Source organism: Siphonobacter sp., assembly GCF_048595215.1.
Classification (GTDB): domain Bacteria; phylum Bacteroidota; class Bacteroidia; order Cytophagales; family Spirosomataceae; genus Siphonobacter.
The window spans coordinates 1-12,472 of the sequence record NZ_JBMDWJ010000367.1 but is presented as its reverse complement, the minus strand read 5'-3'; the positions used below and the strand labels follow the sequence as shown (position 1 = coordinate 12,472).

General features: G+C 49.0%; 12 protein-coding genes and 1 rRNA gene. 2 read left to right on the top strand and 11 right to left on the bottom strand.

The genetic code is table 11. The features are described from left to right. Window positions 1–1,190 (top strand): nicotinate phosphoribosyltransferase (locus tag ACOJTG_RS22615; RefSeq protein WP_420155879.1); only part of this gene is annotated, 1,190 nt, incomplete at its 5' end. Here ACOJTG_RS22615 and ACOJTG_RS22610 read toward each other — a convergent pair. From ACOJTG_RS22610 to bshA, 8 genes are all read right to left on the bottom strand, one after another. Then, window positions 1,187–1,534 (bottom strand): hypothetical protein, encoded by a 348-nt coding sequence (locus ACOJTG_RS22610; protein ID WP_420155878.1) that lies wholly within the window; start codon window positions 1,532–1,534, stop codon window positions 1,187–1,189. The genes ACOJTG_RS22615 and ACOJTG_RS22610 overlap by 4 nt on opposite strands. After that, window positions 1,531–2,214 (bottom strand): DUF433 domain-containing protein, encoded by a 684-nt coding sequence (locus tag ACOJTG_RS22605; RefSeq protein WP_420155877.1) that lies wholly within the window; start codon window positions 2,212–2,214, stop codon window positions 1,531–1,533. Before ACOJTG_RS22605 ends, ACOJTG_RS22610 begins: the two co-directional genes overlap by 4 nt. Before the next feature lie 34 nt (window positions 2,215–2,248). Then, window positions 2,249–3,406 carry an AIR synthase related protein gene (locus ACOJTG_RS22600; protein ID WP_420155876.1) on the bottom strand — a complete coding sequence of 386 codons (1,158 nt, stop codon included), beginning with the start codon at window positions 3,404–3,406 and terminating at the stop codon, window positions 2,249–2,251. A 96-nt stretch (window positions 3,407–3,502) separates the two neighbouring features. Then, a complete protein-coding gene (gene lptB, locus ACOJTG_RS22595) occupies window positions 3,503–4,237 on the bottom strand; it encodes an LPS export ABC transporter ATP-binding protein (protein ID WP_094812947.1) in 735 nt (244 codons plus the stop codon). 32 nt (window positions 4,238–4,269) lie between these two features. After that, window positions 4,270–5,982: a single-stranded-DNA-specific exonuclease RecJ gene (gene recJ, locus ACOJTG_RS22590; protein ID WP_420155875.1), complete on the bottom strand. Its 1,713-nt coding sequence runs from the start codon at window positions 5,980–5,982 to the stop codon at window positions 4,270–4,272. A gap of 137 nt (window positions 5,983–6,119) precedes the next feature. Further along, window positions 6,120–6,776 (bottom strand): sterol desaturase family protein, encoded by a 657-nt coding sequence (locus tag ACOJTG_RS22585; protein WP_420155874.1) that lies wholly within the window; start codon window positions 6,774–6,776, stop codon window positions 6,120–6,122. A 91-nt stretch (window positions 6,777–6,867) separates the two neighbouring features. Beyond that, complete coding sequence (locus ACOJTG_RS22580; protein WP_420155873.1) at window positions 6,868–8,202, bottom strand: NAD(P)/FAD-dependent oxidoreductase; 1,335 nt, start codon at window positions 8,200–8,202, stop codon at window positions 6,868–6,870. A 48-nt stretch (window positions 8,203–8,250) separates the two neighbouring features. Next, window positions 8,251–9,402 (bottom strand): N-acetyl-alpha-D-glucosaminyl L-malate synthase BshA, encoded by a 1,152-nt coding sequence (gene bshA / locus ACOJTG_RS22575; protein WP_094812939.1) that lies wholly within the window; start codon window positions 9,400–9,402, stop codon window positions 8,251–8,253. Window positions 9,403–9,575: 173 nt separating this feature from the next. Between bshA and ACOJTG_RS22570 the strand changes: the two genes are divergently transcribed. Next, on the top strand, window positions 9,576–10,451 hold the full coding sequence (locus ACOJTG_RS22570) for a geranylgeranylglycerol-phosphate geranylgeranyltransferase (RefSeq protein ID WP_420155872.1): 876 nt from the start codon (window positions 9,576–9,578) through the stop codon (window positions 10,449–10,451). A 1-nt stretch (window position 10,452) separates the two neighbouring features. Here ACOJTG_RS22570 and ACOJTG_RS22565 read toward each other — a convergent pair whose 3' ends face one another. The 3 genes from ACOJTG_RS22565 to rrf form a co-directional block, all read right to left on the bottom strand. Next, window positions 10,453–11,349, bottom strand: coding sequence for a S66 peptidase family protein (locus tag ACOJTG_RS22565; protein WP_420155871.1), 897 nt, complete (start codon window positions 11,347–11,349; stop codon window positions 10,453–10,455). A gap of 10 nt (window positions 11,350–11,359) precedes the next feature. Further along, on the bottom strand, window positions 11,360–12,148 hold the full coding sequence (locus ACOJTG_RS22560; RefSeq protein WP_420155870.1) for an SDR family oxidoreductase: 789 nt from the start codon (window positions 12,146–12,148) through the stop codon (window positions 11,360–11,362). Window positions 12,149–12,351: 203 nt separating this feature from the next. Further along, window positions 12,352–12,463, bottom strand: a 5S ribosomal RNA gene (gene rrf / locus ACOJTG_RS22555). Window positions 12,464–12,472: the final 9 nt, after the last annotated feature.

Below are 12,472 nucleotides of genomic sequence, written 5' to 3'. Positions count from 1 at the left end.
GTTACCTGCCTCTGGAAATTCGGGCCCTACCCGAAGGTACACTGACGCCTTTCCGTGTACCGATGTTTACAATTCAGAATACTCAACCGGAATTTTTCTGGCTGACCAATTTTCTGGAAACGCTGCTTTCCTGCATTCTCTGGTTACCCTGCACCAGTGCCACCACGGCATTTCACTACCGAAATCTGCTGGATCAGTACGCCGAAACAACGGGCGGTGATGCCGCTTTCGTCCCCTGGCAGGGACACGACTTCAGCTTTCGCGGGATGGCCGGACTCGAAGCCGCCGAGCTAAGTGGAGCCGCTCACTTGCTGAGCTTTACGGGTACCGATACCATTCCGGCCATCGATTTCCTGGAAACTTATTACGGGGCTGACGTCGATACGGAGCTGGTTGGCGGTAGTGTTCCCGCTACCGAACACAGCGTCATGTGCATGGGTACGCAAAGCGGTGAGATTGATACCTTCCGCCGCCTGATCCACGAAATTTATCCACGCGGCGTGGTCAGTATTGTCAGCGATACCTGGGATTTCTGGCAGGTGATTACGGAATTCATGCCTCAGTTGAAGGACGCTATTCTGAGTCGGGAAGGAAAAGTGGTGATTCGTCCCGATAGTGGAGATCCGGTTCTGATTCTGTGTGGAGATCCGGCAGCTCCCGTCGGTACACCCGCCTACAAAGGAGCCGTGGAATGTTTGTGGGAAACGTTTGGCGGTACGATCACTACTACGGGTTACCGCCTGCTCGACGCTCACATTGGGTTGATTTATGGAGATAGTATTACGCTGGAACGTTGCCGGACTATCTGTCAGCGGCTGGCTAATAAAGGTTTTGCCAGTACAAATGTGGTTTTCGGTATTGGAAGTTACACCTATCAGTACGTCACCCGCGATACCTTTGGCTTTGCCATGAAGGCAACCTATGGCGTGGTCAATGGTGAAGGACGGGCCATTTTCAAAGATCCGAAGACCGATGATGGTACCAAACGTAGTGCCAAAGGGCTTATGAAAGTGGAAGGAGAAAACGGCTGGGTAAGCGGTCTAAGCGACGAGGTAAGCCCGGAAGAGGCCACCCGTGGCTTATTACAAACCGTATTCAAAGATGGGAAATTACTAGTAGAACACCGCCTGGCCGACATCCGTACCCGATTACAGCGGCAGCGGGAATTTCTTTTGCAGGCCAGTAACTAAAGCAAACTCCGCAAACGACTGGCGTTCAGATCGCAGCGGTAGGCCGAAACTTCCGGGTGCTTGTCACACTTTTTGAGCACCTCGGTCCATTTCTTCCGGCGGGTTTCGCTTTCGTTCAAGTACCAGACCCCTTCGGCGGGCATGGTTACGAAAACCATCCGCAGGCCCAGCCCTTCGTAGACGGCCCGTTGAGACGGCGTTCGGTGTACGTTGAATTCCGGTAAAAGCAACAGTCCATCCGCCTGACGAATCGTTTCCTCGCTTGTAATCGGACGCACGCTGAATTCATTTAGGAACGCTTCGGGAAAAAAGGGCACTAAATTTTCGTCAATATATACGTTCATTGGACCGAGCGATTAACAAAAAACAACGCTTCTTCTACCTGTGTCTCCGTCAATCCGTACAGTTGAGCAATCGTGGGCGTATCCTCGCCGCCCAGATGGAGTCGATGCAGGGTTTCGGCCAGAATATTCGTACCCTGGATGGTAGGCTGTCCGAGTTGCCGTTGCGGATCAATCACTACCGAACGGTCTTTACCAAGGGGCCAGAACTTCGACGCCAGTTTGTCGGCATCGAATTCAATCTTCCGGCAAAAGCCTTCCATGACTTCCTTGATCTCGTACTGAAGTCGGGCATCCGCCGTAATCAGGATTTCATTACCAATTTCGACGAATAAGGTCTTACTATCGGTTAATAAAAACGAAGAAGCAAAGGGGAAAGGCGTCTGTAACAGGCGTGAACTGACTTCGTGAGCTTGCAGGATCTTAGGCGTAGAAATGCCCAGTTCCCGCAGTTTGAAGAAGACGTAAAACTCAATGAGCGTCTGAAAATTCACCACCCGCTCCCGACCTTTCCCCCAGGAATAGGATATCTTGGTCGTCGCCGAAAGTCGTCCGTTCCAGAATTCATCCAGCCAGCGACGTACCCGCGTGAGGGGAAGTCTCAAAATCTGAGCTACATCGGGCACCGTATAGATACCCGTTCCCAACGCAGGTTCAATCGACTGGATTTCTTCTGGATTCATACGTTGTACGCACTTCGGGATTTACCGAATGAACTTAATAAACAAACTCACCAAACTCGCTACGTACGGTTACGCGTTTGCCTTCGAAGGCCTCCACGCGACCGATTACCTGAGCCTCAATGCCAAAGGAGTTGGCAATTTCAATCACTCGCTGGGCCTGACCTTCGGGTAGGTATACCTCCAGGCGGTGACCCATATTGAAGACTTTGTACATCTCCGACCAGGCCGTACCGCTTTCCTGCTGAATGAGCTTGAACAGCGGCGGAATTGGGAAGAGATTATCTTTGATGACGTGCAGATTATCGATGAAATGTAGCACTTTCGTCTGGGCACCACCCGAGCAGTGTACCATTCCATTCGGACGGATTTCGCTGAGCAGGGCTTTCACAAAGGGTGCATACGTCCGCGTGGGTGATAGCACCAGTTGGCCTACATTCAGCGGTGTACCTTCGACGGGTTCGGTCAGTTTTTTCGAACCACTGTAAACCAAGTCAGATGGTACTTCTGGATCGAAGCTCTCGGGATAGAGCGAGGCCAGATAATTACTCAGTACATCATGACGGGCGGAAGTCAGTCCATTCGACCCCATTCCCCCATTGTACTGCTTTTCGTACGTGGCCTGTCCAAACGAAGCCAGACCTACCACGACATCTCCCGCCTGAATGGTATCATTTGAAATAACATCCGAACGTTTCATGCGGGCCACTACGGTACTGTTCACCGTAATTGTGCGTACCAGATCGCCTACATCCGCCGTTTCACCACCCGTTGAGTAGATCTCGACGCCGTGTTCCCGCAACATGGCCAGCACTTCTTCCGTACCGTTGATGATCTGGGAGATGACCTCGCCAGGAATGCGGTTTTTATTCCGGTCAATCGAGCTGGAAAGCAGAATGGGTCCCGTACAACCTACGCACAGCAGGTCGTCGGTATTCATGACGATGGAATCCTGAGCAATGCCTTTCCATACGGAAACATCGCCGGTTTCTTTCCAGTACAGATACGCCAGAGCAGTTTTCGTACCCGCTCCATCGGCGTGCATGACGGTACAATAGTCCGGGTCGCCCGCGAGCGTATCGGGAACGATCTTACAGAAAGCTTTAGGGAAAAGGCCTTTGTCGAGAGCCGCAATGGCCTGATGAACGTCTTCTTTGGAGGCTGAAACGCCCCGTTGTGCATAGCGATCTTGCATGCCGCAAAGGTAGGGCGATTTTACGAGTTTAGGGTTTCCCGTTTCGAGTTTTCTACGGATACTAGCCTAGGGAGTATACACTCTTTGAAGAGGTTTTTAAATCTTGCGTTTCAATTCAAAGTGTTTACCCAGATACACCCGCCGTACCACCGGGTCAGCGGCTAGCTCTTCGGGCGTACCCGATCGCAGGATTTTTCCTTCGAACAGCAGATAGGCCCGGTCGGTAATGGACAAGGTTTCGTCTACGTTGTGGTCGGTGATGAGAATACCGATGTTACGGTACTTGAGCTTGGCGACGATGCCCTGAATTTCTTCGACGGCAATCGGGTCCACCCCGGCAAAGGGTTCATCGAGGAGAATAAACTTGGGATCTACGGCCAGACTCCGGGCAATTTCCGTCCGACGACGTTCTCCCCCTGAAAGTACCTGCCCCTTGTTTTTTCGAACGTGGGTTAAGCTCAGTTCTTCCAGCAGCGATTCCATTTTCTCCTTGCGTTCGACCTTATTCAGGTTGCCGCGTAGTTCGAGTACCGCCAGCAAGTTTTCCTCCACCGTCAGACTTCGAAAGACGGAAGCTTCCTGAGCCAGATAGCCAACGCCCAGACGGGCCCGCTTGTACATCGGCAGATTCGTTACGTCCAGATTGTCGAGGTATACTTTTCCGCTGTTGGGCTTCACCAGGCCCGTAGCCATGTAGAAAGAGGTCGTCTTTCCGGCTCCGTTGGGTCCGAGCAGTCCTACAATTTCTCCCTGAGCCACCTGGTAACTTACGTTGTCATTCACCAGCCGCTGTCCGTATTTTTTTACCAGGTTTTCCGTGCGAAGAATCATGTCGATAGTGGAAAAGTATAAGGCTTTACTAGCTAAAATTTAATGTCTTTAATCTGTAACTGAAGGCTCCGTTTTCCCTGAAACTCATTGATCTCAATCTGGTAACAGAGATCAAAGGGACGCCCGTCGAGCAATCGTTCGTAAAAGTGTGCCATGCCGAATCCGATACACGAGAAAATAGGCGAGCCTTGCTGGCGAATGTCCATTTTCAGATGTTTTTCTTTCAGGATTCGCGGCGTACCGTATAAGTGTACCTGTTCGGCGACAAATACGGGTGTCATATTTTCCGGACCAAAGGGTCCCATTTGACTGATTATGGCGTGAAATTTCTCCGAAATGGCGGATAAAGGTAATTTCATATCTACCTCCACTAGCGGTTTGAGGTGTTCCACCTGAATTTTCCGGGATACTACTTCTTCAAATCGCTGCTGGAAGGCTGGAACGTTTTCCACTTTCAGCGTTAAGCCCGCCGCGTACATGTGTCCGCCAAACTGTTCCAGTAAGTCCGAACAGGCTTCGATGGCTTCGTACACGTCGAAGCCAGGTACCGAACGAGCCGAACCCGCCGCTTTTTCATTGGATTCAGTCAGAATGATCGTCGGTCGATAGTACTGCTCAATGCAACGACTCGCGACGATGCCAACCACTCCCTTGTTCCAGTCATTTTTGAAGAGTACCGTCGATTTGGCGGACTTCAGCAAATGATCCCGGTCAATCATCTCCAGGGCTTCCTGAGTGATTCTAGTATCAAACTGGCGACGGTCCGTATTATGAACGTTGATAATTCGAGCGAATTCTTCGGCCTCGTGTTCATCCTCGCTCAGCAAAAGATTCACGGCATCGTAGGCATGCTTGATGCGTCCAGCGGCATTGATTCGCGGACTAAGTCCAAAAACCACATTGGTAATGTCCAGCGGCGGTTTCAGTGAAGCGGCCTTGATGAGAGCCTGAAGCCCCGTACGCGGAGCGGCATTGAGTCGTTTCAAGCCGTAATGAGCCAGAATCCGGTTTTCACCCGTAATGGGTACGATATCGGCAGCGATACTAATCGCCAACAGGTCCAGATACTCAAACAAGGGCTCAACGGGGAGCTGATGGTACTGATTGTACGCTTGCAGCAGTTTGAAACCAACGCCACAACCGGTTAGCTCTTTGAACGGATACGGGCAATCTTCCCGCTTGGGATCCAGTACCGCGACGGCATCGGGTAGTACCTCACCGGGTCGGTGGTGGTCACAAATGATAAAATCGATGCCCAGACTTTTGGCTTCCGCAATTAGTTCCACGGATTTGATCCCGCAGTCGAGTGTGACAATGAGCGAAAATCCTTTTTCAGCCGCGTATCCGATACCCGGACGCTGAACGCCGTACCCTTCCTTGTAGCGGTCCGGAATATAGAATTCCAGGTTGGGATAAAACGTCTTGAGATAGCCGTAAAACAAAGCCACCGAAGTGGTACCGTCTACGTCATAATCGCCATAAATCAGAATTTTTTCCCCCTTGTCAATCGCCCGACTCAAACGCTCAACGGCCCGATCCATATCTTTCATCAGATTCGGATCGTGCAACTGACTCAACTGTGGACGAAAGAAAGACTTCGCCGCGTCAAATTCGGTGATGTTTCGTTGCCAGAGCAGCGTTGCTAAAAACGAGTTCACATTGATTGCCTGAGCCAGGGAATCAATGGCTTGCTGCTCTTCCGTCGTTCCAGGAAGTTTCTGATATGTCCAACGCTTCTCAACCATACTTGCAAAATAACGAAGAAACCGAGCGGGGTCGGCACCATTTAGAAATTTTAAGCACCCTGACAGACCCGTATATAGCAAGCGAGTCGCCCTTTTCAGAACGACTCGCTTGGTTCACTCAGCTCTAGTTTACGCCTTTACAGCGTTTCCATAGCCTTGCTCGTATCTTTTTTCTGGTGTTTATCATCCATGGTATTAAATACATAATCCCAGAGGGGAGACGATACACCAAATACTACGTTGCCGTCCTTGTAATGATGGATTGCATGATTAATCCACAAATGCTTTAAAAAGTTCTTCGGTGGTGCGTATGCGTGCACACAGTAATGTACGAGCAGGTAACCAGCGTATCCCCAAATGAAGCCCGGGAAAAACGCATAGGCAGCCTCACCCATTAATAGGAAGAAAATAGCGAACAATGTACCGGAAATGATCACGGCCAGAATTGGAGGCATCGCCAGACGGCTCTTGTCCTTAGGGTATTCGTGGTGTACACCGTGGGTAGTATACTGAAACTTGGCCCGAGCGGGTGTCGTCGGTTCAATGTGGTATACGCTCCGGTGCATCCAGTACTCAACGAAGGTAAATGCAATGAGACCCGTAACGAATAAAACGCCAATCAACCAGTTCGTTAGATCCGTATGGGTAAAGGCATACCAGCCTAAGACGGCTCCGAGAATAAAAAACAGGGAAACCGGAATCGCAATGTGAGTCCGGGAAAGTGCTTCTAGAATAGGATTATCGAAAAGCTGTTTGGTGCCGTTATTTTTCGGCTTGATTTTCTGTGGTTCCATGGCTACACGTAAGGAGGAAAGTGTAGAGAAAGTATAAATAACGGGGGCAAAGGTACGGCTGAATGGCTTTTCTTGCTCCTTAAATTTTTAATTAGGATGGATTTACGTGCGTGGGCTCCGCCTCTTCTACTTCGGATTTGATGATGGGCTCCTTTGAGCGGATGATTAAACGTAAGGACTGATCGTAAGTAATGTAGTTCCAGACCCAGTTAATGAAAATCATCAAACGGTTTTTTACCCCGACAATGGAGACCAAGTGAACGAACATCCAGGTAAGCCAGGCCAGAAATCCCTGAAATTTCAGAAAGGGTAAATCTACTACGGCCAAGTTGCGACCTACCGTAGCCATCGAGCCGAGATCTTTGTATTTGAACGGTACCAGGTTTTCTTTCCGAATAATTCGAATTAAATTTTTGGCCAGTAGTTTCCCCTGCTGAATGGCCGGCTGAGCCAGCTGAGGGTGACCGTCCGGAAATTTTTCGTCGCCCATTACCGCTGCAATGTCACCAATGGCAAAAACGTTGGGCAGACTTTCAACCTGACAATACGCATTGGTTTTGATCCGGCCCCCGCGACCCATAACTTCCGAAGGAATGCCTTCAAATGTAGTGGCTTTAACGCCCGCCGTCCAAACCAGGTTATCGGTACGAAGTTTTGTACCGTCGAGCAGATACACGTATTTTCCGTCGAAATCCGTTACCCGAGCGTTCAGCATGACATTGATACCCAGTTTTTTCAGGTATTGTTCCGACTTAATCTGCGACTCTCGGGACATGGGCTCCAGGAGTTCTCCTCCGGATTGTACCAGATAAATCTGCATTTGCCGGAAATCCAGCTCCGGATAATCTTTAGGCAGAATGTGCACTTTCATCTCAGCCAGCGTACCCGATAGTTCTACGCCCGTTGGCCCGCCTCCTACCACGACGACATTCATCAGCCCCTGCCGCTCGTCCAGATCGTCGGAAATCAAAGCCCGTTCGAAATTTTCCAGCATCCGGTTTCGTAAGGCCAGAGCCTCACCGACGGACTTCATGGGTAAGGCCCGCTCGATGATGTTCTTCATCCCGAAAAAGTTGGTTTCCGCACCCGCCGCAATGATCAGGTAATCGTACGAAATCGCTCCCATCGTGCTGGTTTCTACTTCCTGCCGTTCAGTATCAATGCTCGTTACACTGGTCACCCGAATGTGCATATTCGAGCGATTTTGAAAAGCCTTCCGTAAGGGAAACGAAATCGAACTGGGTTCCAGCCCCGCCATGGCTACCTGATAAAATAGCGGCTGAAACTGGTGAAAGTTATTGCGATCGAGTAATACGGTCTGAATTTCCGGGTATGTCGCCAGTTTTCGAGCCACGGCGAGTCCGCCGAAACCAGCTCCAATAATTACGACCCGCTTTTGAGATGTCTTGGGAATACCTGAATACATATGGTAATCGGTTGAGAAGAACGTTAAAGCGTACAGGTCCGCCTCTCTCTACTCTGCTACCTGATACCCTGCTATGGTGCTTTGTTTCAATACCTTTTCGTAGAAAAATTCGTACCTCGGTAAAATACGGTTAATGTCAAATTCTTTGGCCCGAGCCAGTGCATGAGCCCGAAAAACCGGCAATTGATCATCCTGAAGGATAATCGCTGCTTTCTCCGCCATGTCGGCAAAATCGCCAATGGCTGAGATAAAACCGGTTTTGCCCTGAATATTTACTTCGGGAATACCACCCGCGTCGGAGGAAATAATCGGTACTTCACAGGCCATGGCTTCCAGAGCGGCCAGTCCAAAACTTTCTTTTTCGGAAGGCATCACGAACAAATCGGCAATGGAAAGTACTTCTTCGATGGCATCGAGCTTACCCAAGAAGCGAACGTCTGAGCTAATGCCTAATTCACGAGCCAACTTCTCCAAACCAGCCCGTTCCGGTCCATCACCAATCAGTAGAAGCTTCACGCAGGCTTTTTCCCGTAAGAGAGCAAACATGCGTAAGATATCGTCAATCCGTTTTACTTTCCTGAAATTGGAAATATGAACCAGAATCTTTTCGCCATTGGGGGCAATGGCCGTTTTAAAGTGGTCCTTTTTCTGTTTGCGGAAACGTTCCAAATCAATAAAGTTCGGAATCACTTCGATTTCCCGCTCAATCGGAAACTGGTCGTAGGTATCTTTCCGTAAACTTTCCGAAACCGTAGTTACGCCATCCGAAGCATTGATGCTAAACGTGACGACGGGCTCGAAGGATGGATCTTTTCCGACTAAAGTAATGTCTGTTCCATGCAGTGTAGTAATGACGGGAATATGGATGCCTTGCGTACGTAAAATCTGCTTGGCCATATAAGCTGCAGAGGCATGCGGAATGGCGTAATGAACGTGCAGTAAGTCGAGCTGGTGATTTTTTACTACTTCCACCATCTTACTCGAAAGAGCTAATTCATAGGGTGGATGTTGAAACAGCGGGTAAGAAGGAATAAAGACCTCGTGGTAGAAGACATTTTCATTAAAAAAGTCCAGACGGGGAGGTTGACTGTACGTAATAAAATGAACACGATGTCCATTTTTGGCGAGTGCTTTCCCAAGCTCGGTAGCTACTACGCCACTTCCGCCGAAGGTTGGGTAGCACACAATGCCGATATTCATAGTGATAAGTAAGTTAGTCGGGTGTACAACAGAATGAATTCAGGGTTGGTTTCGCAAGGAAGCTACAAGTCCTGTATTAATTTTGGATGACCTGTTCTTGCAAGACTACGTTTTCATTCGCTGCTTTTACCGTAGAACGGGTACTCGTTCTGATTTTTCAAAGCCATCGCTTTATGCGTCATAAACCCAAACCTACTAGTAGTCAGATTACAAACGGCTTTCTTCGATTGATTCGATGGCCTAATTTACTCATTCTGGCGGCTACGCAATATCTGGTCTATACTTGTCTTATTTTTCCGGAACGTTCCTGGACGGCGGGCTTCCGGGATGTTCCTCTCTTCTGGCTAATTTTTTCAACCACCTGTATTGCCGCTGCTGGTTACATCATCAATGACTATTACGACATTAAAATTGACTTGATCAACAAGCCAGATAAGGTCATTATTGGTCGTTATCTAAAACGCCGCTGGGCCATGGGTATCAACCTGGGACTGAATTTCATGGGTGTAGCCGCCGGATGGCTGGTGGATAAGAAGATTTTTCTTATCAACGCCTGTGCTTTCGTTTTTCTCTGGCTGTATTCCAATCACCTGAAACGTTTGCCGTTTTGGGGTAATTTGATGGTTGCTTTTCTAACGGCCCTCTCATTGATTGTACTAGCAGTTCATTACCAGATTCACGAACGGGAGGTATACATCTACGCCCTGTTCGCGTTTACCATATCCTTGATTCGGGAAATCATCAAGGATATGGAAGACGTTCGGGGTGATGCCTCATTCGGCTGTCAGACCTTACCCATTCGCTGGGGACTCGTACGGACCAAGTATTTTCTGGAAGTACTCATTGCCGTTTTTCTGGTGATTCTCTTCGTCATGACGCGGCCCCTGCACGCTCCTACGCTCACGTATATTTTCATGGTGATTTCTGTACCGATCCTATTCATGGCTTACCGACTTTTCTACGCCGATACCAAGCAGGACTTCGCCTTTCTGAGCAGTTGGTGCAAGTACATCATGATGGCTGGCGTACTCACTATGCTTTTAGTATGAGTTAGGAAAAGGTCAAGGTTGTACTGTCAGCAGTAACAGTTAATTCAGCGGTTCTGCCTACTGGTAGGGCTACGTTAACGGCCTCATGCCCTATGGGAAAATCAAAGGCGATCGGGAAATCATACGCATCCGTCCAGTATCGAACGATTTCGTAGATGGAGCTACCAAAATCTTCGGGCTGGTCTTTCAGGTCAGAAAAACTACCTACCAGCAGTCCGGCTAGCTTGTCTAACTTTCCTGCCCGATGTAAGTGTACCAGATAGCGATCCAGAGCATAATGATATTCATCCGTATCTTCCAGAAAAAGAATACAGCCCTCGGTATTGATTTCCGAGCGAGTACCCATCAGATGAGACAGCAGGCATAAATTTCCACCGATTAAAGGAGCCTGTACCTTTCCTAAACGGTTGTAGGCCTGTGGAGGACTCTGATACTGGACCAATTCGCCAAAGAGTACCTTTCGCAGCGACTGCAGTGAAAATTCATCCCAGGCAAAGGTCTTCGGCATCGGTCCATGAATACTTTCGTAACCTAAAGCATAGACGTCACAGAGTACGGCGGTAATATCCGAAAAGCCAACGATCCATTTCGGTGATGTTTTAAAAGCCTTGTAATTAATCTGATCTAGAAAACGGCTCGTTCCATACCCCCCCCGAGCGGAGAAAATAGCTTTTACGGAGGCATCATCTAAGAGGCGTTGAAAATCCTCGCAGCGTCTACCATCAGTACCTGCAAAGCCATGAAAGCTTTCGTTCAGGGATTTGCTTTCTGCAACGTTCAGTCCCCAGCTTTCCAGAATTTCTCTGGCAGGAATTACGTATTGACTATAATCGATCTTACTAGCTAAAGCAGTAATGGCTACGGTGTCACCCGCTTGTAGGGCATCGGGACGAATCATATTAAAATTATTACAGGCAGTCTAGCCGACCGCCGTCTACGGGTAGGTTAATGCCGTTAATGTAAGCGGCAGCCGGGGTACAGAGAAAAGCCGCAGCGGCTCCGAATTCTTCGGGTTTTCCGATGCGTCGAAGCGGTACGCCCTGAGCCATTTCCTGCTTAACTTCTTCAGCGGTTTTGCCTTCTTTCTGAGCCCGACTTTCGGCTAGCGAAGTCAAACGGCTGGTGTTGGTATAACCGGGCAAGACATTATTAACTGTAATCGCCCAGGGACCTAATTCGGTAGCTAAGGTTTTAGACCAACTAGCAACGGCTCCGCGAATAGTATTCGAAACGCCCAAATCCGCTAGAGGAGCTTTGACGGAGGTAGAAATCACGTTGACAATACGGCCATACCCTGCCTCCTTCATACCGGGCACGAGTAATTGAACCAGTAGCTGATTACAAATAAGATGGCTATTGAATCCCTGCAGAAAAGATTCTGGCCTAGCCTCTAGGATAGTTCCTCCGGCTGGGCCACCCGTATTATTGATTAAAATATGAATCGTGGAATACTCAGCTAAAGCTGTACGAACGGCCTGCTGAACCTGTTCTGGGTACGTAAAGTCAGCAACGAGATACGAATGATGCTGATCGTTAGTTTTTACTAATTGCGAAAGTTTCTCTTGCAGAGATTTTTCATTACGGGCTAACAAGATGACGTTAGCTCCTAGTAAGGCCAATTCCTGAGCAGTGGCCCATCCAAGTCCCTGCGTACTGCCACAAACCAAGGCGGTTTTCTTATGAAGATTTAAATCCATAGCAACTGAGTTTGTTGCAAGTTTATGGATTTATAGGAAGAATAGAGAAGAAGATTGTAAAACCTACACTCAACTTATTGATACGATTAGCATCAACAAGACTAAGAGTGCTATTGAAAAGGGATATATATGCTACCCAGCAGCAGGCTACCCCGTACAACGCAAAAAAGAAGCTCCTATGGAGGGGAGCTTCTTTGATAAAGGGGAGGCGATTACCTACTTTCCCGGGGGTGAACCCAGTATCATCGGCGGAGCGGGGCTTAACGGCCCTGTTCGGGATGGGAAGGGGTGAACACCCGCCCTATGATCGCCCTTGGTCTTTCA